Raw genomic sequence first — 24,371 nt, forward strand, 5'->3', positions numbered from 1 at the left:
GCGCCGCGCCCCTCAGCCGGAAAGGCGCAACCGGCCCTCAAGCCTCCAGCAATCGTTCCGCCTGCGCGCGTGCCTCCGCCGTGATTTCCGCGCCGGAGAGCATGCGCGCAATCTCTTCGCGCCGTTCCCCTTCATCGAGCGCATGGACGCCGGTGCGGGTGACCGTCCCGTCGCTGGACTTGGCGATCAGCATATGCCCCATCCCGCGCGCCGCGACCTGCGGGCTGTGCGTGACGACCAGAATCTGGCTGCTCTTCGCCAACCGGGCGAGACGGTCGCCAATGGCCGAAGCGACAGCGCCGCCCACGCCCCGGTCGATCTCATCGAAGATCAGCGTATCGGCTCCGCCCCGCTCGGCCAGCGCCACCTTGAGCGCCAGAATGAAGCGCGACAATTCACCGCCCGAAGCGATCTTCACCAGCGGCGCAAAGGGCGCGCCGGGATTGGTCGAAATCTCGAACTCCACCCGGTCCTGTCCCTGCGCGCTCCAATGCCCTTCGTCGAGCGGTGCGACGACGGTGCGGAAACGGGCGGCATCCAGCTTCAGCGGCGCCAATTCCACCGCAACGGCGGCATCCAGCCGCTCAGCCGCCGACCGGCGTTCCACCGACAGAATCTGCGCCGCCTGCCGATAGGCATCCGCCTTGTCCGCGACGGCCTTTTCCAGCGCGGCCAGATGCTCCTCGCCCCCTTCGATCGCCGAAAGCCTGGTTGCCATCTCCTCTCGCAGAGCCGCCAGATCGTCCGGCTGCACCTGATGCTTGCGGGCCAGGCCACGCAGATCGAACAAGCGCGTTTCGATGGCGTCCAGTCTGGCCGGGTCGAAACTCAACGCCTCCGCCACGTCGTTCAGCCGTTCTTCCGCCTCTCCCGCCTCGACCACCGCGCGGTCGAGCGCCGCCAGCACATCGGCCAGCGGCGCATGGTCCGCCGCGATCCGGTCCAGCCGCCGCGCCGCCTGCCGCAATTGCGCCAGCCCACCGTCCGATCCCGTCAGGCATTCCGCCACGGCCCCCAGATCGTCGGTCAGGCGCGCGCCCTTCTGCATGGTGGCGCGTTCCTCGGCCAGAGCCGCTTCCTCACCAGCTTCCGGCGCGAACCGCGTCAGTTCCTCCACGGCATGGGCCAGATAGTCGCGGTCGCGCGCCGCATTGCCGACGGCTTCCCGCGCCTCCTCCAGCGCATCCGCCGCCGCGCGCCAATCCGCATAAGTCATGGCGACCTGCGCCACATCGCACCGCCCATAGGCATCGAGAAGCATCCGATGCCCGCGCGGATTCAACAATCCCCGGTCGTCATGCTGCCCATGGATCTCGACCAGCGCCCCGCCCAGTTCCCGCAGCAACGCGGCGGAACAGGGCTGATCGTTGACGAAAGCCCGGCTTCCCCCATCCGCCTTGATCGTCCTCCGGATCATCAGGGGCTCGCCCGGCTCCAGGTCGATCATATTGTCGGCCAGCAGGGCGTGGGCCCGATGTCCCGGCGGAGACGCATCGAAGGTCGCGGTGACGCTGGCCTGCGCTTCGCCCCTGCGCACCAGTCCGCTATCGGCGCGGGCGCCCAGCGCCAACCCCAGCGAATCGAGCAGGATGGATTTGCCTGCCCCCGTCTCCCCCGTCAGCACCCCCAGGCCCGGCCCGAACTCCAGATCGAGCGCCTCGATCAGCACGACATTGCGGATGGACAGGGCGGTCAGCATCGCCTGCTTCTACCCTTCAATGCACAAAAGGGGAACAAACGATCCTACGCCTTGGGGGCATATTCCCGAATGAGCTTGAAGGAGCGATCATACCATTTGGTGCCCGGATAATTGGCGCCCAGCACGGCGGCCGCCTTCTTCGCCTCTTCGGGGATGCCGAGGGCAAGATAGCTTTCGACCAGACGCTCCAGCGCTTCGGGCGTATGAGTCGTGGTCTGATATTTGTCGACCACCGTGCGGAAACGCAGCGTCGCCGCCAGCCATTGTCCGCGGCGCTGGTAGAAGCGGCCGATCTCCATTTCCTTGCCCGCCAGGTGATCGTTGACGAGGTCGATCTTCAGGCGGGCGTCGGAGGCATAGCGCGTGTCGGGATAGCGACGGATCAGTTCGCCCAGCGCATCCAGCGCCTGCTGCGTGATCTTCTGGTCCCGCGTGACGTCCGCGATCTGCTCATAATAACATAATGCGATCAGATAATAGGCGTAAGGCGCGTCCTTGTTGCCGGTGTGGATCGACAGGAAGCGCTGCGCCGCGCCGGTCGCTTCATTATAGTTGCGATTCATATAATAGCTGAAGGCCGACATAAGCTGCGCCCGGCGCGCCCATGGCGAATAGGGATGCTGGCGCTCCACCTCGTCGAACAGCGCCGCCGCCAGCTTATATTGCCCGCGATCCAGCCGATACTTGCCCGCATTGTAGAGCGTGGACACGTCGCGGGCGACATATTGGGTGTCGGCCTTGTTCTTCGACGTCGCGCATCCCGCGAGCAGGACCAGAGCAGAAGCAGCGCCAAGGCGCATCATGGTTTTCGTCAACATGGGCCGGGTCATAGCCGAGCGAATGGCCGTCGCCAAGCGGCAGAATGTCAGTCGTGCGTTCCGTTCGCCGATGGAGGAAGATCGAGGCATGCGACCGCACCGCCATGGCTCCCCGATTCCAGCCTGAAACGCCCGCCAAGCTGAGACGCCAAGGCCGTCGCGATGCGCAGGCCAAGGCTGTTCGAAGCGGCGATATTCTTCCCTTTGGCAAGGCCTTTGCCGTCATCGACGACCCGCAGGCAGAAACCTTCCTCCGACGCATCCAGCGAAACCCTCACGGTCCCCGCCCGATCGGGCATGCCATGTTCGATCGCGTTGCTCACCGCCTCCGCCACGATCAGCGCCAACGGCACGCCGATATGGGACGACAGCAGCAACTGCCGGGGCGCCACGACATCGACGGTCACATCCTCCCGCCCGCTCGCTTCGACGATGTCGCTGCATAGAGCTGTCAGGAACGTGCAAACATCCTGTCCCTCTCCCGATGGATGATACATGGCCCGGCTGATCTTTCCGACGAGGGCCAGCCTGGCCGATGCGTCGTCCAGCGCGCGCCGTGCCGCATCATCGCCGATATGACGGCGTTGCAGCGCCAGCAGGGCCGCGATCACTTGCAGATTGTTGGACACGCGATGCTGCAATTCGCGAAACAGCAGGTCCTTGGTTTCGGCCAGTTCCCTGCTGCGCTCCCGTTCCACCGCCAGATGAAAATTCACCCTCTGCATGAAATGGACGATGGCGATGGCCACCCCCATCACCACCGTGTAAAGAAGCATCATCACCGCCACGGCAGACGTGACGGCGAAGTCCGCGACAGGCAATAGGAAGAAATAGCTGCCCGCGATCAGGCCAAGAAACGCCGCCGCCAGACCCGGCAGCGCGCCGAACAGAAAGGCCGTCAGGATCACGGCCGGGAAGAAAGCGGCAAAGGGCGCGCCATGTCCCAGCAGGGGAGTCATGGCAAGACGCAAGCCCAAGGCCACAAGGCAAAAAACCGCCGCCCAAAAAAAGCCCAGCCAGCGTTGACCGGGCACAAGGGGCAGGCGCTCGACGAATCGTTCGTTTCGGCGCTGCATTAAAATCCTCGAATAGCCCTTTGTTACATTAGCATAACCTTCCCCGGATGCATTGATCGAGATTAGTCCATTTTTCATTTCAACGAAAAGGGCGCCCGGATCGCTCCGGACGCCCTGATTTTGCCTCACGGCAATGATGGACGCGATCAATCCTGCGTCAGGAAATCCGGCAGGCCCGCATTGGAACCGTCATCGCCCTTGTCCTCGCGGGGACCGCGATCACGACGGGGGCCGCGATCACCACGATCGCCGCCGCCGCGTCCGCCACGGTCGCGCCGGTTGCGGTCGCCGCGCTCACCACGATCACTGCGCGGCTCGCGGGGTTCGCGCGGAGGACGGGTGTCTTCCAGTTCCTCGCCGGTTTCCTGATCGACGACGCGCATCGAAAGGCGAACCTTGCCGCGCGGATCGATTTCGAGGACCTTGACCTTCACTTCCTGGCCTTCCGACAAGACGTCGGTCGGCTTTTCGACGCGCTCATTCTTCATTTCGGAGACGTGGACGAGGCCGTCCTTGCCGCCCATGAAGTTCACGAACGCACCGAAATCGACGATGTTGACGACCTTGCCGGTGTAGATCTTGCCGACTTCCGCTTCCTCGACGATGCCGAGAATCCACTTCTTCGCCGCTTCGATCTGGTCGAGGTCGGACGAGGAAATCTTGATGATGCCTTCGTCGTCGATGTCGACCTTCGCGCCGGTTTCCGCGACGATCTCGCGGATGACCTTGCCGCCGGTGCCGATGACGTCGCGAATCTTCGACTTGTCGATCTGGATCGTCTCGATGCGCGGGGCATGGGCGGACAATTCGGTGCGGGTCGAGGACAGGGCCTTGTTCATCTCGCCCAGAATGTGGGCGCGGCCTTCCTTGGCCTGACGCAGCGCGACTTCGAAAATCTCCTGCGTGATGCCGGCGACCTTGATGTCCATCTGCATGGTGGTGATGCCGCTTTCCGTGCCCGCCACCTTGAAGTCCATGTCGCCCAGATGATCTTCGTCGCCCAGGATGTCGCTGATGACGGCGAAGTCCTTGCCTTCCAGGATCAGGCCCATGGCGATGCCCGACACCGGACGCTTCAGCGGGACGCCCGCGTCCATCATCGACAGCGAACCGCCGCAGACCGTCGCCATCGAGGACGAGCCGTTGGACTCGGTGATGTCGGACAGAACGCGGATGGTGTAGGGGAATTCATCCTTGCCGGGCAGCACGGGGTGCAGCGCGCGCCATGCCAGCTTGCCATGGCCGACTTCGCGGCGGCCCGGCGCGCCGAAGCGGCCGACTTCACCGACCGAATAGGGCGGGAAGTTATAATGCAGCATGAAGCTTTCATAATGAACGCCGCCCAGGCCGTCGATCATCTGCTCGGCATCCTTGGTGCCGAGCGTCGTGGTGCAGATCGCCTGCGTTTCGCCACGAGTGAACAGCGCCGAACCGTGAGTGCGCGGCAGGAAGCCCACCATCGCCTCGATCGGGCGGATTTGCGTGGTGGTGCGACCGTCGATGCGCTGCCCGTCCTTCAGGATGGCGGTGCGGACGATTTCGGCTTCCAACTTCTTCGTAAGCTTGATGCCTGCCATCACCATCTGTGGGTCGAGACCGTCGGCGACGAACATCTCCTTCGCCTTGGCCCGCGCTTCGTTGAGGGCATTGGAGCGGGCCGACTTGTCGGTCAGCTTGTAGGCGGCGGCGATGTCCTTGCCGATCAGCTTCTTGAGCTTCGCCTTGAGGTCGCCCAGATCGTCCTGCGCGGCCATTTCCCAAGGCTCCTTGGCAGCCTTTTCCGCAAGCTGGATGATCGCGTCGACGACCTTCTTGCTCGCTTCATGCGCGAACAGCACGGCGCCGAGCATCACGTCTTCCGAAAGCTCCTTGGCCTCCGATTCCACCATCATCACCGCATTCTGCGTAGCGGCGACGACCAGATCGAGATCGCCTTCCTTCACTTCATCGAGCGAGGGATTGAGCTGATATTCGCCATCCTTGTAGCCGACGCGCGCCGCGCCGATCGGCCCCATGAAGGGCACGCCCGACAGAGTCAGCGCAGCCGAAGCGGCGATCATCGCCACGATATCCGGCTCGCTTTCGCCATCGAAGGAAAGAACCTGCGCGATAACGTTGATTTCGTTATAGAAACCTTCGGGGAAGAGCGGACGGATCGGGCGGTCGATCAGGCGGGAAACCAGCGTTTCCTTTTCGGTCGCGCCACGCTCGCGCTTGAAGAAGCCGCCCGGAATACGACCGGCGGCGGAATATTTTTCCTGGTAATGGACGGTGAGCGGGAAGAAGTCCTGCCCGTCCTTCACGGACTTGGCGGCGGTCACGGCGCACAGCACCACGGTTTCGCCATAGGTGGCCAGCACGGCGGCGTCGGCCTGACGGGCGATACGGCCCGTTTCGAGAGTCAGGGTCTTGCCTGCCAGCTCGATCGATACTTTCTTGACATCAAACATGTGTTTTCCTTCGCCCACCCGGCCCTATTGCCCGGCGGGGCCTCATATGCGGACAAGCCGGTCCGCGGCGGTTTTGGAGCATCTGTTGGCCCCTGACGGATGCATCGCCGAATTGCGACGCCCCCGGAATCGGAAACGGCCCCGCTGGGGGGCCGTCCCTTCTATAGCAGGCTTACTTGCGCAGGCCCAGCCGTGAGATGAGGTCGGTATAGCGCCCCTCATCCTTCTTCTTCAGATAGTCCAGCAGCGAACGGCGCTTGTTGACCAGCATCAGCAGGCCGCGACGGCTGTGGTTATCCTTATGATGACCCTTGAAGTGCTCGGTCAGGTTGGCGATACGCTCGGAGAGGATCGCGACCTGGACTTCGGGCGAACCCGTATCGCCTTCGGCGCGGGCATATTCCTTGATAAGCGCTTCCTTGCGCTCGGCAGTGATCGACATCGGCTTCCTTTCTTCGATTAGAGATTAAAGCCGCGCACCACTCTGACCTCTGGCCGGATTTCCGAACCACTGGCCTCCACCAGCGCGACGGGCGTATCGCCCTCCATCGCCAGCATGAGGCCGGCCAAAAGACCGGTATGCGGTTTCCCCACGAGCACCTTCCCCTGTCGGAGAGCCAATGCTTCATCGGGAGAGACTGCGAGAGCCGGGATGTCGTCCAGCCCCGCCGTCAACGGCAGCATAAGCTGCGCGATGCGGCCGCCCTTAGCAGCTTCCTCCAATTTGTCCAGCGAAATAGCCTTGTCGAGCGTGAACGGCCCCGCCTTCACCCGGCGCAGCATGGCGACATGCCCCACCGTCCCCAGTGCCAGAGCGATGTCGCGGGCAAGGGAGCGGATATAGGTGCCCTTGGTGACATGGGCGGTGAACGTGGCGCGGGCGAGCCCTTCTCCTTCCGCCTCGCTGGCAGTGACAATGAGCGAATGCACCGTTACCGCGCGCCTCTTTATCTCCACATCCTGTCCCGCGCGAGCGAGATCATAGGCGCGCTGGCCGTCGATCAGGATCGCGGAATATGCGGGCGGCGCCTGTTCGATGGGGCCGGTAAAGCGCGGTAGCATCGCCTCCACCTCCATCCGTGTCGGACGATGATCGCTGGTGGCGATCACCCGTCCTTCCAGATCGAGCGTGTCCGTCTGCGCCCCGAACGTCAACGCGAAGTCATAGATCTTGTCGCTGTCGAGCATCTGCCCCGCCAATTTGGTGGCTTCGCCGATGGCAATGGGCAGCACGCCCATCGCCAGAGGATCGAGCGTGCCGCCATGACCGACCTTGACCTTGCCCGCCCCGCTTTGACGCAGAATGCGCTTGACCGCGCTTACCGCCTGTGTCGAGCCGAGGCCATGGGGTTTGTCGAGGATGATCCAGCCGTGCATCCGCGCGCCTCTAGAGCGATTTCAAGGCGGGGGGAACCTCCGCCGGTTCGGAAATCGCGGCGGCGGAAAAGATTTGCGCGGATGCCGCTGTCAGCCCTTATGCGCCTTGACGGGCGGCGGGGCGCTGGTGACCAGGCTTTGTATCTGACACCGCTGGCCGCCGACCTGGATCGTGGAGAAGCGGTCGAGGCTATCCCCGCCCCATGTCCTGAACCCCACGGCCTGCGCATAGGGCAGGTCCATGCAGGCTCCCATCAGGCTGGCATGATACCAGTTGCGATGCTGATCCTGGATATACAATCCCTCATTGCCATCGGCGCGCCAATCGCGCACACCGCCATGATTGACGAAGGGGATATTGGCTTCGATGCCGAGCGGGCGATGCGTTTCCGCTGCCGCCGCCGTTCCCGCGAGCGCCAGAGCGGCGGCCGCAATCGCCGTGCGGCCCCAATAAGCGATGTTCCTCATTTTTCCGGCTCCAATCTTCTTTCAGAGCCCCTGTTGAAAGAAAGGTAAGCCGCGCCGCGCCGCATTCAACGGATCGCGACATTTTGGTACAAATTCCCCGGAGCCGGCTGATGAAGCCTCAATCGTCCTCGGGCTTTTCGAGATCGCGCACGACCTTGGGATCGCGCAGCAGGCGGTCGATATGGCTGCCTTCGTCGAAGCTCTCGTCCGCGAGGAATTTGAGCTTCGCCGCATATTTCAGGCGTATCCGATGCGCGACTTCCCGCTGGAGATAGGCCGTGTTGGTCCGCAGCGCCTTCAGCACCGCCTCTTCATCCTGCCCCAGCAGGGATTTCACGAACACGGTGGCGTGGCGCAAATCCGGGGACATGCGCACTTCGGTGACGCTGACCACATGGCTGGCCAGCACATCGTCATGCACGTCGCCGCGCGTCAGGATTTCGGACAGGACATGGCGCACCTGCTCGCCCACGCGGAGCAGGCGGACGGAGGGGCCTTCGGGTTGTTGAGCCATAGCTTATCCTCGTCACCCCATAAGGACGCGCCACCCCGGCATCGGCCGGAATGGCGCCATGTCCTTACAGCGTGCGCGCGCGTTCCTCGACCTCGAACAGTTCCAGCGTGTCGCCGGGCTTGATGTCGTTCGTGTCTTGCAACACCGCGCCGCATTCCATGCCTGCGCGGACTTCGGACACATCGTCCTTGAAGCGGCGCAGCGAGGCGATGTGGGTGCGCGACACGATGACATCGTCGCGGGTAAGGCGCGCGGACAGCCCCTTGCGGATGATGCCGTCGAGCACGAGCAGACCCGCCGCCTTGTCCTTCTTGCCCGCGGGGAACACCTGAAGCACCTCGGCGCGGCCGACGATGGTTTCGATCCGTTCCGGCGCAAGCTGCCCGGCCATTTCGCCGCGCACTTCCTCCAAGAGGTCGTAGATCACGTCATAATAGCGCAGCGATACCTTCTCGCGCTCGGCAAGCTGGCGCGCCTTCGCATTGGGACGCACGTTGAAGCCGATCAGCGGCGCGCGGCTGGCGGCGGCCAGCGTGACATCGCTTTCCGTGATCGCGCCCACGCCCGAATGCAGGATGCGGACCTTGATCTCATCGGTCGAGATGCGGTTGAGCGACGTGACGATCGCTTCGACAGACCCCTGCACATCGCCCTTCACCACCACCGGATATTCGATGACGGTGGTATTGAGTGCGGAGAACATATGTTCGAAGCTGGTCGGGGCCGCTGTCGTGCGCTTGCGCGTCGCCTGCTCCTGACGATAGGCGGCGACTTCGCGGGCGCGGGCTTCATTTTCCACGACCGTCAACTGATCGCCAGCCAGCGGAACGCCCGACAGGCCCAGCACCTCGACCGGGGTCGACGGTCCGGCGACCTTCACATTCTGCCCCTTATCGTTGATGAGCGCGCGGACCTTGCCGCTTTCCGCACCAATGACGAAGGTATCGCCGACCTTGAGCGTGCCGCGACGGACCAGAACGGTCGCCACCGCACCGCGTCCCTTGTCGAGTTGCGCCTCGATCACATTGCCTTCGGCGCTGCGATCCGGATTGGCCGTCAGTTCCATCAGTTCGGCCTGCAACAGGATTTTCTCGATCAGCGTGTCGAGCCCCTGCTTCTTGAGCGCCGACACTTCGACATCTTGGGTTTCACCGCCCATTTCCTCGACGATCACCTCATGCTCCAGCAGGCGCTCGCGCACGCGCTGGGGATTGGCTTCGGGCTTGTCGACCTTGTTGATGGCGACGATCATCGGAACGCCTGCCGCCTTGGTGTGGTTGATCGCCTCGATGGTCTGCGGCATCAGGCCGTCATCCGCCGCCACCACCAGGATGACGATGTCGGTGACGTTCGCGCCGCGCGCGCGCATCTCCGAAAAAGCCTCGTGACCCGGCGTGTCGAGGAAGGTGATGGTATCGCCGCCCTTGGTCTTCACCTGATAGGCGCCGATATGCTGGGTGATGCCGCCGCTTTCGCCCGCCACCACATCGGTGCCGCGCAGAGCGTCCAGCAGGCTGGTCTTGCCATGGTCGACATGGCCCATGATCGTGACGACCGGAGGACGGGGCTGGAGCGTTTCGGGCGCATCCACCTCCCCTTCCATGCCGATTTCGACGTCGGCTTCGGACACGCGCTGGATGCGGTGGCCGAATTCCTCGACCAGCAGTTCCGCCGTATCCTGATCGATCGGCTGGTTGAGCGTGACGGCAGTGCCCATCTTGAACAGGGCCTTCACCAGATCGGCGCCCTTTTCGGCCATGCGGTTGGCGAGTTCCTGCACCGTGATGCTTTCGGGCACCACGACGTCGCGAACCTGCTTCTCGCGCGGCTGGCTGCCGCCCGAATAATGGGCGCGGCGTTCCTTTTCACGGGCGCGCTTCAAGGCGGCGAGCGAACGGGCGCGGGCGCTGTCATCGTCGGCAAGAGCGCGGGTGACGGTCAGCTTGCCAGACTGGCGGCGATTGTCATCGCCACGCTTGGCGCGGTCGGGCTTGGCCGGTTCGGGGCGCTTGGCCGGCGTGACCGGCGTGAAGCGGCGCGGCGGCGGCGCGGCCGAAGCCGGGCGTTCGCTCACCTGTTCCGGAGCGGCGGCTTCCTCAACTGCAGGAGCCGCTTCCGGCGCGGCGGTTTGCGGCGTTTCCTCTGCGACATTCGCTTCTTCTGCGCGTCGAGCGACTTCGGCCTCGGCGGTTTCGGCGGCGACGCGGTTCTCTTCCGCGCGGCGGCGTTCTTCCTCGCTCGCCGCCTGACGCTGCGCATCCTCGCGGCGGCGCGCGTCTTCCAGCGCGGTCATGCGGGCTTCTTCCGCCTCGCGCAGCAGCTTGGCCTGCAATTCCTGACGCGACATCAGATTTTGCGGCGGAGCCTGACGGGCCGGGGCAGCGGGTTGCGGCGCGCGAGCCTCCGGCTGCGGCGGGGCGCTGGGCGCGGGCGTCGGATCAGGCTGGGGCGCAGCCGGGGCCGCGCCGGCGCTTTCGCCCGGCTTGCCCAGGACGCGGCGCCGCTTCACCTCAACCACCACCGTATTCTTGCGGCCATGGCTGAACTGCTGCTGCACCTGACCGGACTCGACCGTGCGCTTGATCCCCAGCGGCTTGCGGCCCAGAACCGGCTTGTCTTCCTTGCTGTCACTCATACGACTGAACTGTACCCTTCACTTCCAATCCGACCGGCAAGGCCCGTCGGCGCCTGATTCACCTGCTGCCGTCAAGCGCCCGGCGCATCGGCGGAGTCCTGCTCCCCATGCACCGGCGCTCCGGTAGCGCAACCCAGATAGCTTTCCAAGCGGCCTAGAGCCGCACGCAAACGCGACGCGGCTCGCGAGTCGGTCACCGCGATATGGACGACATTGTCCCGCCCCATTGCCATAGATAGGGCGCCCCGGTCCACAGGCAAGACGATGCCCGCTAAATCCGTGCCTTCCGCTTCCTGCCCAACGCGCAGCGCCTGATCCAGTTTCCGGTTGCCGTCCGCCGCCGCATCGGAGGCGTGGAGCAGCAGCGACACCTTGCCCTGACGGGCCGCGACGTCGATCTTTTCCGATCCGGTGAGCAGCATCGAAGCCCGTGCCTCCAACCCCAGACGGTCGAGCAGCACCTTGCGAAGCCCCGTTTCGATGAGGTCCGGCAGCGTGTCCGGTATCTGCAATTCACCGGTCTTGAACGCACGGGCGAGCGCCCCTTTGAGCTTGCCCTTCGCCAGCGCCGTTTCCAGTTCTGCGCGCGGGACGCCGATCCACGCGCCGCGCCCCGCCGCTTTCGCGCGGATGTCGGGCAGCACTTCGCCATTAGGGCCAAGCGCCAGCCGGACCAGCGTTTCCGGGTCGGCGCGGTCGCCGGACAATATGCATTTGCGTTCGGTCACGCGGCGCCCTCCCCGAAACCATCCGTATTCCTGCGGAAGCAGGAACCCGGTTCAGCCGTTGAGGGCGCGCGCGCGCTTGGAACTGGGCTCCTGCCTTCGCAGGAGAGCATGTCCCGAACGGCGATGTCGGCCTTCAGCCTCTCATCGGGAAGTGACCGCAGCATTCGCGTCCTCCCCCATTTTCGGCACAGGCGCGCGGTCGGCAACCAATTGGCCGCCAGCGCCATAATTTTCCGTCGACACTTCGGAAATCACCACCTGAACAGCCGCGGGCGGCTTGCCCAGCCGCTCCACGAGCGACCGGGTCACGTCGGCCACGATCGCGGCTTTCTGTTCACGGGTGGCGTTTCCCGCCAGACGGATGTCGACGAAGGGCATGGGCGCTTATGCTTCCTCACCCTCGAACCAATGGCGCGGGCGGCCATGATGACTTCATTGCCCTGCTCTTCGGTCAAGCCATATTCGGCCAGGATGCCGCCCTTATCCTCCGGCGCGTCATTGCGGCGGCGGCGCTGGTCGACGCGCTTCTTCGCGATCAGTTCGTCCGTCGCAAGGTCCGCTAGATCGTCCAGCGTCTTGATGCCCGCCTTGCCCAGCGTCACCAGCATGGCTTCGCTGAGGTGCGGCATGTCAGCCAGCGCGTCCTCGACGCCCAGCGCGCGGCGCTCCTCGCGAGCGGCGGCTTCACGGCGTTCCAACGCTTCCTGCGCGCGGCTCTGAAGCTCCTGCGCCAGTTCTTCGTCGAAACCTTCGATGGCGGCCAGTTCGTCGATGCCGACATAGGCCACTTCCTCCAGCTCGCCAAAACCTTCGGCCACCAGAAGCTGCGAGAGCGTCTCGTCCACGTCCAGTTCGTTCTGGAACATTTCGGAGCGGGCGACGAATTCCTTCTGGCGCTTCTCGCTGGCGTCGGCTTCGGTCATGATGTCGATGGCCTTGCCGGTCAGCTGGCTGGCAAGGCGGACATTCTGGCCGCGACGGCCGATGGCGAGCGACAACTGATCGTCGGGGACGACGACTTCGATGCGCTCTTCCTCCTCGTCGATGACGACGCGGGCGACCTGCGCGGGCTGGAGCGCGTTGACGACGAAGGTCGCGGTGTCTTCGCTCCAGGGAATGATGTCGATCTTCTCGCCTTGCATTTCCTGCACGACGGCCTGCACGCGGCTGCCCTTCATACCGACGCAGGCGCCGACGGGATCGATGCTCGAATCGCGGCTGATGACGCCGATTTTTGCACGGCTGCCCGGATCGCGGGCGGCGGCCTTGATTTCGATCACGCCATCATAAATTTCGGGGACTTCCTGCGCGAAGAGCTTCTTCATGAACTCCGGATGCGCGCGGCTGAGGAAAATCTGCGGCCCGCGATTTTCGCGGCGCACGTTCAGGATCACCGAACGGATGCGGTCGCCGACGCGGACCACTTCGCGCGGGATCTGCTGGTCGCGGCGGACGACGCCCTCGGCGCGGCCCAGATTGACGACGACATGGCCGAATTCGACGGACTTGACGACGCCGGTGATGATCTCACCCACGCGGTCCTTGAATTCCTCGAACTGGCGTTCACGCTCGGCGTCGCGGACCTTCTGGAAGATCACCTGCTTGGCCGACTGGGCGTCGATGCGCCCAAGGTCGATGGGGGGCAGCGGGTCCACGATGAAGTCGCCGATCACGGCGTCCTTCTTCAGCTTCTGCGCCTGACGCAGGTCGACCTGCTTGAAATAGTCGTCGACCGCCTCGACCACTTCCACGACGCGCCACAGGCGCAGATCGCCCGTGTCCGGGTCCAGCTTCGCACGGATATCGTTCTCCGCGCCGTAGCGGGCGCGGGCGGCGCGCTGGATCGCGTCCTCCATCGCTTCGATGACGATCGCCTTGTCGATCATCTTCTCGCTGGCGACGCTGTTCGCAATCGCGAGCAACTCGGCCTTGTTGGCGGAAATGGCGTTGGCCATGGTCGTGAACCTTTACTCTTCGGTTTCGAACTCGTCCGCCCCATCGGAGGAGAGCGGCATGGTAGCAGAAATGAGCGCGTCGGTCAGCAGCAGCTTCGCGTCGCCCACCAGCGCGAAGGGGATGGAGACTTCCCCCGTCTTCACGTCCCTGAATTGAATATCGTCGCCTTCAACCCCCTGAAGCACGCCCCGGAAGCTCTTGCGCCCCGCGACGGTTTCGCTCGTCGCGATCTTCGCTTCATGCCCCTTCCATTCGAGGAAATCGGTGAGGCGCGTCAGCGGCCGATCGATGCCCGGCGAACTGACTTCCAGCCGATAGGCTTCCTCGATCGGATCGGCTTCGTCCAACACATCCGACAGGCGGCGGGAAATAGCGGCGCAATCCTCGATGACGAGCTGCTTCGTCTCCGGGCGCTCGGCCATGATCTGGAGCGTATGCTCATCGCCCGATCCGAACAGCTTGATTCGCACGAGGTCGAAGCCGAGGGCCTTCACCTCCGGTTCGATCAGCGCAGTCAGTTCGGCGATGTCCGCCATGAAATCTCCAGAAACGAATATATGCGGCTTCCGCGCCGCGGGCGTTCCGGCCCGCGACCCCGACATGTTTGACGATGCAAGGAAGCAAGCGCGATATAGGCATATCGCGACGCGCCTGCAACAAGTTTCGTTCGGACGATCAGAAAGCGTCGGCGGGCAAGCGCATCATCGGTTGCGCTCCCGCCGAAAGGCTGGCTGCCAGCCCCTGGGCCTGCGGCAACATGCGCCGGGCGAAGAAATCCGCGACCGCGCGCTTGGCGGCATGGAGCGGCGTGTCGTCCTTCGCGACGGCGGCCATGCGCGTCCACATCCAGCCCATCGACACCAGCGCGAACAGGCGCAGATAATCGACCGCCGCCGCGCCCAGTTCATCCGTGTCAGCTCCGCGCAAGGCGGCGGTGGCCTCACGCAGCAACTGCAAGGCTTCCCGCGTGCGATCCGCGACCGGAGCGCCGTGCCCTTCCAGATCGGAAGAGACCAGATCGAAAAAACCTTCGGCCACGGCGCCCCCGGCGAGCGACAGCTTGCGGCCCACTAGATCCATCGCCTGCACGCCATTGGTGCCTTCGTAGATTTGCGCGATACGGGCATCGCGGACATATTGCTCCATGCCCCATTCGCGAATGTAGCCGTGGCCGCCGAACACCTGCTGCGCCTGCACCGCGCTTTCGAATCCGAAGTCGGTGAAGCCCGCCTTCACGACCGGGGTGAGCAGCGCGACGAGGGCGTCCGCCCTGGCGCGCTCCGCTGCGTCGGGGTGACGGTGGGCGCGATCCAGTTGCAGCGCGGTCCAACCGGCCAGCGCCCTCCCCCCTCCACGAAGGCGCGCACGTTGAGGAGCATCCGCCGCACGTCGGCATGGTCTATGATCGCCACGGGCCCGTGCGATCCATCGGCGCTGCGCCCCTGCAACCTCTCGCGGGCATAGCCCGCCGCCTGCTGATATGCGCCGCCCGCTATGCCGAGCCCCTGGATGCCGACCATCAGCCTTTCCGCGTTCATCATGGTGAACATGGCGGCGAGGCCCTTGTGCGGCTCGCCCACGAGCCAGCCGGTCGCACCGTCATAGTTCATGACGCATGTGGGCTGGGCGTGAATGCCCATCTTCTTTTCGAGCGCGCCCACAGACATGGCATTGCGGACGGTAAAGCGTCCAGATGCATCGGGGAGGAATTTGGGGACGAGGAACAGGCTGATCCCTTTCACCCCTTCCGGCGCATCGGGCAGGCGCGCCAGCACCAGATGGACGATATTGCCGCCCATGTCGTGATCGCCGGAGGAAATGAAAATCTTCGTGCCCGTAATGGCATGGCTGCCGTCATCCCGCGGGTCCGCCTTCGTCTTGAGCAGCGCCAGGTCCGTGCCCGCCCCGCTTTCGGTCAGCGCCATGGCCCCGGTCCACTCGCCGCGCACCATGGGAGGCAGGTAAGCCGCCTTCAAAGAATCGCTGGCATGGGCATTGATCGCCTCGCAAGCACCGCGCGTCAGGCCCGGGATGAGGCCGAAGGACAGGTTGGTGGCGGACAGCATCTCATCGAGCCATAGCTGGAGGATGAAGGGCAATCCCTGCCCGCCATATTCGGGCGAGGACGAGAGCGACGCCCAGCCCGCCTCCTGAAATTCCCGATAGGCATCGGCGAAACCTTGCGGCAGCTTCACCGCGCCGTCGATCAGGCGGCTGCCCTCCTCATCGCCCGAACGGTTGAGCGGATGCAGCCGTTCCGCGCACAGCCGGCCCGCCTCTTCCAGCACGGCGGCCGCAAGATCGCTGTCCACCTCCATGCCCAGCTCCGCCATGGCGCGGTCGAAATCCAGCACCTCCGTCATGAGGAAACGATAATCGTCAACGGGCGGAACATAGGTCTGCATAAGCCATCCTCTCCGGGCAGGAATGAAGGAATATACCAAACAGTTGTTACAGTTTCAAATCTCTTCATTCATGGCGAAAGATCGCCGCGATCTGACGGCCTATCTCCCGTGGCGTCCGGCGGCCGGGCCGATACCAGTCGCCTGCCGCATTGAGCAGGGAAAGCAGCAGATTGCGGTAAAGGGAACGGTCAAAGGACGCGGGCAGCGGCAGTTCGTCCACCATGGCGCGGAACATGTCTTCGAAACGGTCGCGGCGGTCGATCAGTTCCTGCCTTATGGGTTCGGGCACCTCGCGAAAATCGTTCATCATGGGCAACGTCAGGGAATCGGGATCGAGCTGGATTTCCAGCAATGCCTCGCACGCCGCCTCCAGCCGGTCCCATGGTTCCCGCTTGCCGGCGATCGCCTGCGCGATCCGGTCGGCGGCGACATCCAGCGCCCCGTTATGAAGTTCGACGAACAGGGCGTCCTTCGACTTGATATGATGGTAGAGCGAACCGCCCAGAACGCCCGCCTTTTCGCCGATGTCCCGCATGGATGTGCCGCGGTAGCCCTTGCGCGCGAACATTTGCGCCGCGATCTCCAATATCTGGCGTCGCCGCTCGCGGGGGTTTCCCCCCGCATTCCGCATGCCCTTCCGGTCCTTCAAATGCGCGCCCCGCACCAGTCTTTCCATGAAGGCGGCATAGGAGAAATATCGCGATCCGCAAACAGCACGGAGGTGATCGGCCCTCGTTTACCTGCTTTTCACGACCGTTCGCTAGAAACTCCAGCCCATGAGGGGCGGACAGGGGGTTTCGATGCAGGATGGGGTCATTCCCGAAACGGCTAGGGACATGTTCGAGGGCGCATATCCCCATGAACCCGCACGGTTCGCCCATCAGTTCGCGGATCACCCGCTGCTGACGCTGGATGCTCTGGCGAAGCTCGCCGCGCGCATGCGACCCGATACGCTGGAACATAATGCCGCCATCGACGTGCCCCTGGGGACCCCGACCGGCGCGCTCCAGCCTAACGGGCTCACCACGCTGCAAACGATCGAACGTATCGATAGCTGCGGATCATGGGTGTTGCTGCGCGAGATCGAGCAGGACCCCGTCTATGCGGCGCTGATGCGCGAGGTGCTGGGCGAGGTCCGGCCGATCGTCGAAAAGCGCACCGGACCGATGCACAAGTTGCGCGCCTTCGTCTTCATCTCCAGTCCGCAGGCCGTGACCCAGCCGCATTTCGACCCGGAATATAATATCCTGTTCCAGATCAAGGGCGCCAAGACCATGACGCTCTTCCCCACCGCCGATACGGAAATCGTCGGGCAGAGATTCTTCGAAAGCTATTTCACCGGCGGACAGCGCTATCTGCCGTGGCGCGACGAACATGCCGCGCGCGGCATGCCGATCCGCATCGTTCCGGGCGAATCCATTTTCGTGCCGATTTTCGCCCCCCATCATGTGAAGGTGCATGAGGACGTATCCGTCTCCCTCTCGCTCACATGGTGCAGCGATTGGTGCTTCGAACATATCGACGCGCACAAGTTCAATCGCCGGCTCCGGCGCATCGGCCTTCGCCCCGCCGCGCCGCGTCTCTATCCAGGGGGAAACCGGCTGAAATCGATAGGACAGCGCGTTCTCGAGCGGTTGCAACGGCCAGCGGTGCGATAGCATGTCCGCATCCTCAGACCAGTCCAGCCAAGGCCATGCTCTCCCGGAAAGAGAACATTGCCGCCTGTGCGGAACGCCCGCGTCGGACGCCAGCAGGGCGTGCGTCCAGTGCGGCTATGAATTCGGCCCCGACGAAGTGCATATCCGGGGAGCGCGACGAAAGATCGCCGTGCTAATCGGCCTTTGCCTCAGCCTGTGGGCGACAATCGAGGCGTTTTTCTGGGAATAGCCTTGGCACGCCCGTATGATCGTCATGGCCGCGCCGGAATAACGGAATATCGGAAAACTCTGTCCAGACGGGCAGCGGGATGATAGGGCGCGCCCATCGGGTTCCCGTTCCGCATGATCCCGACAGAGAGACCTATGTGCTCCCGCAAAATGGGAATAGGCACGACGGCGGTGAATATCCCCTCTTTTCAAGCTGGTCCTTGCATCGATCATGCTGCCTGTTCGTTTGAAACGCCCCCCTGTTCGCCGCGGACGTCAAGGCATCGGAGACTTGCCGCATCCCTCGCAACAATCCATGTAAAGGATCATGACAATCCAACCGCCCACCGCCAAATCGCTTTCGAGAATCCAGCAGAACTGGCTGGCCGCCAATGAACGACGCCTGCTGAACTGGCTGTGCGGCCACATGCCGCCATGGGTCACGCCCGATCGCCTGACCGCGACCGGCATGGTGGGCGCCGTTCTGATCTTTGCCGGATATGTCGCAAGCAACTTCGCATCGTCCTGGCTGGTGCTCGCCATCGGTGGCTATTTCGTGCAGTGGTTCGGCGACTCCATGGATGGCAGCCTGGCGCGATACCGGCATATCGAGCGGCCCTCCTACGGCTATTTCATCGACCATAGCTGCGATGGGCTGGCGACGCTCCTGATCCTGACAGGCATCGGCCTCAGCCCCTTCGTGACGATGGACATCGCCATGATTGCTCTGGCGGGCTATTTCCTTCTTTCGATCCACGCCTATCTGTCGGCCCGCGTGCTGGGGGAATTCAAGCTCTCCTATCTCTCCGCGGGGCCCACGGAACTGCGGATCATGCTGATTGGCTTGACGATCATGATGATGGTTCTGGGATCGGGGCCGGGCCTTTTCGGGCGCTGGTCGGGCTTCGACATGTTCGTGGGGTCGGTGGGGACGATATTGATCGTCCTGTTCATCGGTCAGACGCTGGTCACGGGGCGACGGCTCGCCCGTGTCGACGCTTCCCGGACGTGAAGCCGTACCGGGAAGGGAAAGCCCCTTCCCGCGCCTGTCACTGAGCGGGCTGGAACATCTCCACCACCGGCCCGCCGGACGCCTGCGCCGGACTGGACGCACCCGCCTGCGCGCGGCGTCGAAATTCCGATGCCATGGCCTGATGCATCACGCGCGCCGAAGCATCCGCCGTCGTGGACGCCAATCGCTCATGCATCTTCGCCCGATCGAGGCATTCCTGCGGAGTAAGGGCATCTGTCATGAACCGACCTCCTGCTTGACCTGCCGGCACAGCCCTGTCCTGCCACGCCCTGCGCCCCTCCAGCGTGCAGACGAAGTCCGGCCCGCGAAAAACCGGCATGAAATTACGCTTCTCGCGCCATGATTGAAAACGGAATCTGAAAAGCCGACAGGACGCCTCACGGCCTTTCCCGCCCCGTTCACCGCATCCAGTCGCCGCGCGGCTGGGCGCGATGGCTCTTCAACGCCTTCCGGCTCTCCGCGTCCACCTCGCTCAAAGCGACCTCATAACCCCATAGATTTGCAAGATTTTGCAGCACCATGGCGGCATCGCCGTCATCCAGCAGCACGCCGTTCAGCACCCCATGCTCCAGCATCAAGGTGCGATCCCCGGCCAGATCGACATCCACGACCTGAATGTCCGGCTCCTGCTGGCCTATGTCATATTCCCGCGCCAATGCCCGCCGGATACGCCGGTAACCACGCTCGTCATGAATGGCGTCCACCCGGATTTCCGAGTCGTTTTCCCGATCGAGGACTTTGAACAGCCGCCATTCCCGGATCATGCGCGGGCTCAAGAACTGCGAAATGAAGCTCTCATCGCGATAGTTCGCCCATATGTCCTTCAACACCTCCAGCGGATCGCCCGACCCGGCCATGTCGCCGAACCATTCACGGTCCTCATCCGTCGGCTCCATGCAGATACGCTCCACATCGGTCATGATGCCGAAGCCCAGCGCGTAGGGATTGAAGCTGCCGAAATGCCCTGAATCATAAGTCGGCTGATAGACGACGGCAGTGTGCGACTGGAGGAATTCCAGAAACGCGCCGTCCGTGATCTGCCCCCGTTCGTGCAGCGTCGTCATGATCCGGTAATGGGTATAGGTCGCCGCCCCCTCGTTCATCGCCTTTGTCTGGCGCTGGGGATAGAAATATTGCGCGATCAGGCGGACGATCCGCAATATCTCCCGCTGCCATGCCTCCAGCCGGGGGCCGGATTTTTCAAGGAAATAGAGGATATTCTCCTGCGGCAGGCCCAGCGTCGCCAACCGCTCGCCCCGCCCGGCCGTCGCCGCCTTCGCCCCCACCGGCACCGTGCGCCATAGGTCGTCATAGATGCTCTCGCGATAGGCCTGCCGTTCCGCCTCCCGCTCCGCTTCGCGCCGCAGGTCGCGGGGACGCACGCGGGGATAGCGGTGCACGCCCTGGTTCATCAGCGCATGGGCCGCGTCCAGCACCCGCTCCACCGCAAGCTGCCCATGCCGTTCCTCGCACTGGGCGATATAGCGCTTGGCGAACTCCAGATAGTCGAGGATGCCGTCGGCGTCCGTCCACTGGCGAAAGAGGTAATTGTTCTTGAAGAAATGATTATGCCCGAACGCCGCATGAGCGATCACCAGCGTCTGCATCATCGCGCTGTTTTCCTGCATGATGTAGCTGATGCAGGGATTGGAATTGATGACCAGCTCATAGGCGAGGCCGCGCAGCCCCTTGCGGTAGAGCATCTCGTTGGTGACGAACTGCTTGCCGAACGACCAGTGCTTGTAGAACAGCGGCATTCCGACCGACGAATAGGCGTCCAGCATCTGTTCGGAACTGATGATCTCAAGCTGGTTCGGGTAGACGTTCAGCTTCATCTCATCGACGGCGATCGGCTCTATCGCCTCGTAAATGCGGTTGACGAGCGCGAAGTCCCAGTCGCTGCCGGTGAACAGGGGCATGTCTGCGCACGCGTCCATCAGCTTCGCGCCCTTTCGCCCACGCCCCGACGCTGGAAAAGCTCGCGGAAGACGGGATAGATTTCTCGTCGGTGCGCGACCTTGCGCATAACGAAATGGCGATGCGCCTCCGCCACCGGAGCATAGGCGCCCCAGAGCGTCGTCATGCTCTGCATCGTCGTGGCATCGGGAAATTCCTCCCGCCCCACTTCCAGATAGGCGACATATTGGGCCATGGGCAGGATATGGTCCTGCATCAACGCGACGACGCGGGGATTGTCCTGCGACATATTGTCGCCGTCCGACGCCTGAGCGACATAGATATTCCAGTTGTCCGGGCGATAACGTTCCGCCGCCACCTCGATCAGCTTGTCGAGCGCGCTCGACACCAACGTGCCTCCGGTGACGGTGGAATAGAAGAAGGTCTGCTCATCCACCTCCGCCGCCCGGTCGGTATGATGAATGAACACGACCTCCACATGCTCGTAGCAACGCGAAAGGAACAAATGAAGCAGCGCGAAAAACCGCTTCGCCAGGTCCTTCATATGCTCGCTCATCGATCCGGACACGTCCATCAGGCAGAACATCACCGCCTGTGCGATAGGGCGCGGCACCGCCTCGAACCGGCGGTAGCGCAGGTCGACCGGGTCGATATAGGCGATGAGGTTGCGACGGCGGACGATATGGGCGTGTTCCTCCCGCAACTTCTCCAGCCGGTCCGCATCCTCCGGCCGGCGCGGATCGCGAGCCTCGATCTCGGCGATCTCCTCCTCGATCCGGCGCAGGTCCGCGCCGCTCGGCCGCCGCAGCGCCATGCGCCGCCCCATCGCCTTCTGCATGGTGCGCGGCACCGACAGGTTGGACGGCGACCCGGCGGTGGAATAACCGGCGCGGCGAATGCCCTCGACCTCTCCGCCGATCAGCCGCCGCTTGGCGAGATCGGGCAATTCCAGATCGTCGAGGAACAGGTCGAGGAACTCCTCGCGGCTCAGCACGAACTGGAAATCGTCATTCCCTTCGCCCTGCCCGGCCTGCGAACCCGCGCCCTCGCCGCCTTCGGGACGCTTGATCCGGTCGCCTTCCAGATAGTCGCGATTGCCCGGCAGCACCCGCTCGCGATTGCCACCCCTTGCGGCCCGGTGAAAGGTCGGTTCGGAAATCGCGTCGCGGCCGATGGAAATCTCGCCTTCCTTGTCGAGATCGCGGATGCTGCGGTCCTTGATGCTGTCGCGCACCGCCTTCTGCACATAAGCCCTCGCCCTTCGCAGGAAGCGCTGCCGGTTGACCAGGCTTTTGCCGCCGGGGTTCAGGCGTCTGTCGACGATGTGCATGTCGCCCGGCGCACCTCCCTCATCCCGCCTGCTTGACGCGGATATACCATTCGACGAGCCGTCTCACCTGCCGTTCGGTATAGCCGCGCTCGATCATGCGGGAGACGAACTCCTCATGCTTGCCGGCGGTGTCGCCGTCCTTCTTCGACCCGAAGCTGATGACGGGGAGCAGGTCTTCCACCTGGCTGAACATCCTCTTCTCGATCACCTCGCGGATTTTCTCATAGGATGTCCATCGGGGGTTCCGCCCGTCGTTCCCGGCCCGCATCCGCAGCGCGAACTTCACGACCTCGTTGCGGAAGTCCTTGGGGTTGGCGATCCCGGCGGGCTTCTCCGTCTTGGTCAATTCCTGGTTGATGATCTCCCGGTCCAGAAGCTGGCCCGTGTCAGGGTCCTTGAAGTCCAGATCCTCGATCCAGGCATCGGCATAGGCGACGTAACGGTCGAACAGATTCTGCCCATAATCGTCATAGGATTCGAGATAGGCTTTCTGGATCTCGTTCCCGATGAACTCGGCATAGCGGGGGGCCAGTTCGCCCTTGATGAACTCCAGATAGCGGGCTTCCGTCTCGGCGGGGAACTGTTCCTGCCGCACCATGCCTTCCAGCACGTACATGAGGTGCACAGGGTCGGCCGCGATCTCGATCGTGTCATGGTTGAAGGTCGCCGACAGCGCCTTGAACGCAAAGCGGGTGGAGATGCCCGACATACCTTCGTCCACGCCCGCCGCGTCGCGATACTCCTGAAGGCTTTTCGCGCGCGGATCGATCTCCCGCAGCATCTCGCCGTCATAGACGCGCATCTTGGAATAGAGATTGCTGTTCTCATGCTCGCGCAGCCGTGTCAGCACGGAAAAGCGCGCCAGCATGTCCAGCGTGCCGGGCGCGCAAGGCGCTATATTCAGGTCGGAATCGCGTAGCAGCTTCTCATAGACCTGCCGCTCCTCCGTTGCCTGAAGGCTGTAGGGAACCTTGATGACATAGATGCGATCGATGAAAGCTTCATTGTTCTTGTTATTCTTGAAATTCGCCCATTCCGACTCATTGCTGTGCGCCATGATGATGCCGGAAAAGGGGATCGCCCCGATATTCTCCGTGCCGATATAATTGCCCTCCTGCGTCGCGGTCAGCAGCGGGTGAAGCATCTTGATCGGCGCCTTGAACATCTCGACAAATTCAAGAATGCCCTGATTGGCCCGGTTGAGACCGCCGGAATAGCTGTAGGCGTCAGGATCGTTCTGCGACAGCATCTCCAGCTTGCGGATGTCGACCTTCCCCACCAGCGAGGAGATGTCCTGGTTGTTCTCGTCCCCCGGCTCGGTCTTGGAAATGGCGATCTGTCGGATGCGCGAAGGCATCAGTTTGACCACCGAGAAACGTGAGAGGTCGCCGCCGAACTCGTCCAGCCGCTTACGGCACCATGGGCTGATAAGGCCGGTCAAACGGCGGCGCGGGATGCCATAGCTATCTTCGATCATGTCGCCATGCGTTTCCGCGTCGAACAAAGATAGCGGGCTTTCGAAGATCGGGCTGATTTCGTCCCCGGCCTTCAACGCATAGATGGGATGCACCTCCATCAGCGATTTCAGCCGCTCGGCCAGCGACGATTTGCCGCCGCCCACCGGCCCCAGCAGGTAAAGAATCTGCTTGCGCTCTTCCAGTCCCTGCGACGCGTGGCGCAGGAAGCTGACGATATGCTCAATCGTCCCTTCCATGCCGTAGAAGTTGGCGAAGCTCTTATAACGCCGGATCGTCCGGTTCATGAAGATGCGGCCCAGCCGGGAATCTCGCGATGTGTCGATCACTTCGGGCTCACCGATGGCCGCCAGCAGCCGCTCCGCCGCCGACGCATGCATCAGCGGATCGTTGCGGCACCCGAGCAGATAATCCTCGACCGACATTTCGGCCTGACGCCGGTCGTCATAGGCCCGCATGAAACTGGAGAACAGTTCGCCATTCGCCATGTGTCGACTCCCTCATCGGTAGTGGCCACATCGGCGAGCATACCGCATCATGCCCTGCAAAAACAGGGTGATGCGGAAATTAAACGAGATTTCACATAGGAAAGAAGGCCGGACGAGCCATCCTGCCCACCTGCCTC

Annotated in this window: 19 protein-coding genes and 2 pseudogenes; 2 read left to right on the forward strand and 19 right to left on the reverse strand. The window is 63.3% G+C overall.

Annotated elements, in window-relative coordinates; all coding sequences use genetic code 11:
- Positions 1–37: 37 nt before the first annotated feature.
- The 15 genes and pseudogenes from recN to SCLO_RS07705 form a co-directional block, all read right to left on the reverse strand.
- Positions 38–1,699 carry a DNA repair protein RecN gene (recN, locus tag SCLO_RS07635; RefSeq protein ID WP_066516106.1) on the reverse strand — a complete coding sequence of 554 codons (1,662 nt, stop codon included), beginning with the start codon at positions 1,697–1,699 and terminating at the stop codon, positions 38–40.
- Positions 1,700–1,743: 44 nt separating this feature from the next.
- Positions 1,744–2,517 (reverse strand): outer membrane protein assembly factor BamD, encoded by a 774-nt coding sequence (locus SCLO_RS07640; RefSeq protein WP_066516109.1) that lies wholly within the window; start codon positions 2,515–2,517, stop codon positions 1,744–1,746.
- 47 nt (positions 2,518–2,564) lie between these two features.
- Positions 2,565–3,593 carry a sensor histidine kinase gene (locus SCLO_RS07645; protein ID WP_066516111.1) on the reverse strand — a complete coding sequence of 343 codons (1,029 nt, stop codon included), beginning with the start codon at positions 3,591–3,593 and terminating at the stop codon, positions 2,565–2,567.
- A gap of 146 nt (positions 3,594–3,739) precedes the next feature.
- A complete protein-coding gene (gene pnp, locus SCLO_RS07650) occupies positions 3,740–6,043 on the reverse strand; it encodes a polyribonucleotide nucleotidyltransferase (RefSeq protein ID WP_066516113.1) in 2,304 nt (767 codons plus the stop codon).
- Positions 6,044–6,215: 172 nt separating this feature from the next.
- The gene (gene rpsO, locus SCLO_RS07655; RefSeq protein WP_066516115.1) at positions 6,216–6,485 is read right to left on the reverse strand and encodes a 30S ribosomal protein S15; all 270 of its coding nucleotides are present in this window, start codon (positions 6,483–6,485) and stop codon (positions 6,216–6,218) included.
- Positions 6,486–6,502: 17 nt separating this feature from the next.
- A complete protein-coding gene (truB, locus tag SCLO_RS07660) occupies positions 6,503–7,420 on the reverse strand; it encodes a tRNA pseudouridine(55) synthase TruB (protein WP_066516122.1) in 918 nt (305 codons plus the stop codon).
- 90 nt (positions 7,421–7,510) lie between these two features.
- Positions 7,511–7,888, reverse strand: a complete 378-nt coding sequence (locus tag SCLO_RS07665) for a DUF6491 family protein (protein WP_066516124.1) — start codon at positions 7,886–7,888, stop codon at positions 7,511–7,513.
- A 118-nt stretch (positions 7,889–8,006) separates the two neighbouring features.
- Complete coding sequence (gene rbfA, locus SCLO_RS07670; RefSeq protein ID WP_066516127.1) at positions 8,007–8,402, reverse strand: 30S ribosome-binding factor RbfA; 396 nt, start codon at positions 8,400–8,402, stop codon at positions 8,007–8,009.
- A gap of 64 nt (positions 8,403–8,466) precedes the next feature.
- Positions 8,467–11,037: a translation initiation factor IF-2 gene (gene infB / locus SCLO_RS07675; RefSeq protein ID WP_066516130.1), complete on the reverse strand. Its 2,571-nt coding sequence runs from the start codon at positions 11,035–11,037 to the stop codon at positions 8,467–8,469.
- Positions 11,038–11,108: 71 nt separating this feature from the next.
- A complete protein-coding gene (locus SCLO_RS07680; RefSeq protein ID WP_066516133.1) occupies positions 11,109–11,765 on the reverse strand; it encodes a DUF448 domain-containing protein in 657 nt (218 codons plus the stop codon).
- A gap of 141 nt (positions 11,766–11,906) precedes the next feature.
- Positions 11,907–12,143 (reverse strand): tautomerase family protein, encoded by a 237-nt coding sequence (locus SCLO_RS07685; protein ID WP_066516135.1) that lies wholly within the window; start codon positions 12,141–12,143, stop codon positions 11,907–11,909.
- A gap of 6 nt (positions 12,144–12,149) precedes the next feature.
- Positions 12,150–13,720 (reverse strand): annotated as a pseudogene (gene nusA / locus SCLO_RS07690) (transcription termination factor NusA).
- Between the two features lie 12 nt (positions 13,721–13,732).
- Positions 13,733–14,257 (reverse strand): ribosome maturation protein RimP, encoded by a 525-nt coding sequence (rimP, locus tag SCLO_RS07695; RefSeq protein WP_066516308.1) that lies wholly within the window; start codon positions 14,255–14,257, stop codon positions 13,733–13,735.
- A gap of 139 nt (positions 14,258–14,396) precedes the next feature.
- A pseudogene (locus SCLO_RS07700) lies at positions 14,397–16,126 on the reverse strand (acyl-CoA dehydrogenase C-terminal domain-containing protein).
- Positions 16,127–16,190: 64 nt separating this feature from the next.
- Positions 16,191–16,757: a TetR/AcrR family transcriptional regulator gene (locus SCLO_RS07705; RefSeq protein WP_066516310.1), complete on the reverse strand. Its 567-nt coding sequence runs from the start codon at positions 16,755–16,757 to the stop codon at positions 16,191–16,193.
- 205 nt (positions 16,758–16,962) lie between these two features.
- Here SCLO_RS07705 and SCLO_RS07710 point away from each other — a divergent pair, with 205 nt between their 5' ends.
- Together SCLO_RS07710 and SCLO_RS07715 are read left to right on the forward strand one after the other, a co-directional pair.
- On the forward strand, positions 16,963–17,784 hold the full coding sequence (locus tag SCLO_RS07710; protein WP_066516144.1) for a cupin-like domain-containing protein: 822 nt from the start codon (positions 16,963–16,965) through the stop codon (positions 17,782–17,784).
- Between the two features lie 535 nt (positions 17,785–18,319).
- Complete coding sequence (locus tag SCLO_RS07715; RefSeq protein WP_066516149.1) at positions 18,320–19,003, forward strand: CDP-alcohol phosphatidyltransferase family protein; 684 nt, start codon at positions 18,320–18,322, stop codon at positions 19,001–19,003.
- A gap of 37 nt (positions 19,004–19,040) precedes the next feature.
- Here the strand turns inward: SCLO_RS07715 and SCLO_RS07720 are convergent, their stop codons facing one another.
- The 4 genes from SCLO_RS07720 to SCLO_RS07735 all read right to left on the reverse strand — a co-directional run bounded on the left by SCLO_RS07720 (position 19,041) and on the right by SCLO_RS07735 (position 24,234).
- Entirely contained in the window at positions 19,041–19,244 is a 204-nt protein-coding gene (locus SCLO_RS07720; RefSeq protein ID WP_066516312.1) for a hypothetical protein, read from the reverse strand.
- 178 nt (positions 19,245–19,422) lie between these two features.
- On the reverse strand, positions 19,423–20,961 hold the full coding sequence (locus SCLO_RS07725) for a SpoVR family protein (protein WP_066516152.1): 1,539 nt from the start codon (positions 20,959–20,961) through the stop codon (positions 19,423–19,425).
- Positions 20,961–22,271, reverse strand: a complete 1,311-nt coding sequence (locus SCLO_RS07730) for a YeaH/YhbH family protein (protein ID WP_066516155.1) — start codon at positions 22,269–22,271, stop codon at positions 20,961–20,963. The genes SCLO_RS07725 and SCLO_RS07730 overlap by 1 nt, the downstream gene beginning before the upstream one ends.
- A 19-nt stretch (positions 22,272–22,290) precedes the next feature.
- The gene (locus SCLO_RS07735; RefSeq protein WP_066516158.1) at positions 22,291–24,234 is read right to left on the reverse strand and encodes a PrkA family serine protein kinase; all 1,944 of its coding nucleotides are present in this window, start codon (positions 24,232–24,234) and stop codon (positions 22,291–22,293) included.
- Between the last annotated feature and the right edge of the window lie 137 nt (positions 24,235–24,371).

This window comes from Sphingobium cloacae, assembly GCF_002355855.1.
Classification (GTDB): Bacteria; Pseudomonadota; Alphaproteobacteria; order Sphingomonadales; family Sphingomonadaceae; genus Sphingobium; species Sphingobium cloacae.

Excerpts from the sequence above, each read along its gene's own strand:
- rpsO (WP_066516115.1), bottom strand. The coding sequence starts at position 6,485 with ATGTCGATCACTGCCGAGCGCAAGGAAGCGCTTATCAAGGAATATGCC.
- rimP (WP_066516308.1), bottom strand. The coding sequence starts at position 14,257 with ATGGCGGACATCGCCGAACTGACTGCGCTGATCGAACCGGAGGTGAAG.
- rbfA (WP_066516127.1), bottom strand. The coding sequence starts at position 8,402 with ATGGCTCAACAACCCGAAGGCCCCTCCGTCCGCCTGCTCCGCGTGGGC.
- SCLO_RS07720 (WP_066516312.1), bottom strand. The coding sequence starts at position 19,244 with ATGACAGATGCCCTTACTCCGCAGGAATGCCTCGATCGGGCGAAGATG.
- SCLO_RS07730 (WP_066516155.1), bottom strand. The coding sequence starts at position 22,271 with ATGCACATCGTCGACAGACGCCTGAACCCCGGCGGCAAAAGCCTGGTC.
- SCLO_RS07715 (WP_066516149.1), top strand. The coding sequence starts at position 18,320 with ATGACAATCCAACCGCCCACCGCCAAATCGCTTTCGAGAATCCAGCAG.
- SCLO_RS07640 (WP_066516109.1), bottom strand. The coding sequence starts at position 2,517 with ATGTTGACGAAAACCATGATGCGCCTTGGCGCTGCTTCTGCTCTGGTC.
- SCLO_RS07705 (WP_066516310.1), bottom strand. The coding sequence starts at position 16,757 with ATGCGGAATGCGGGGGGAAACCCCCGCGAGCGGCGACGCCAGATATTG.
- SCLO_RS07665 (WP_066516124.1), bottom strand. The coding sequence starts at position 7,888 with ATGAGGAACATCGCTTATTGGGGCCGCACGGCGATTGCGGCCGCCGCT.
- pnp (WP_066516113.1), bottom strand. The coding sequence starts at position 6,043 with ATGTTTGATGTCAAGAAAGTATCGATCGAGCTGGCAGGCAAGACCCTG.
- SCLO_RS07725 (WP_066516152.1), bottom strand. The coding sequence starts at position 20,961 with ATGGACGCGTGCGCAGACATGCCCCTGTTCACCGGCAGCGACTGGGAC.
- recN (WP_066516106.1), bottom strand. The coding sequence starts at position 1,699 with ATGCTGACCGCCCTGTCCATCCGCAATGTCGTGCTGATCGAGGCGCTC.
- SCLO_RS07645 (WP_066516111.1), bottom strand. The coding sequence starts at position 3,593 with ATGCAGCGCCGAAACGAACGATTCGTCGAGCGCCTGCCCCTTGTGCCC.
- truB (WP_066516122.1), bottom strand. The coding sequence starts at position 7,420 with ATGCACGGCTGGATCATCCTCGACAAACCCCATGGCCTCGGCTCGACA.
- SCLO_RS07685 (WP_066516135.1), bottom strand. The coding sequence starts at position 12,143 with ATGCCCTTCGTCGACATCCGTCTGGCGGGAAACGCCACCCGTGAACAG.
- SCLO_RS07710 (WP_066516144.1), top strand. The coding sequence starts at position 16,963 with ATGTTCGAGGGCGCATATCCCCATGAACCCGCACGGTTCGCCCATCAG.
- SCLO_RS07735 (WP_066516158.1), bottom strand. The coding sequence starts at position 24,234 with ATGGCGAATGGCGAACTGTTCTCCAGTTTCATGCGGGCCTATGACGAC.
- infB (WP_066516130.1), bottom strand. The coding sequence starts at position 11,037 with ATGAGTGACAGCAAGGAAGACAAGCCGGTTCTGGGCCGCAAGCCGCTG.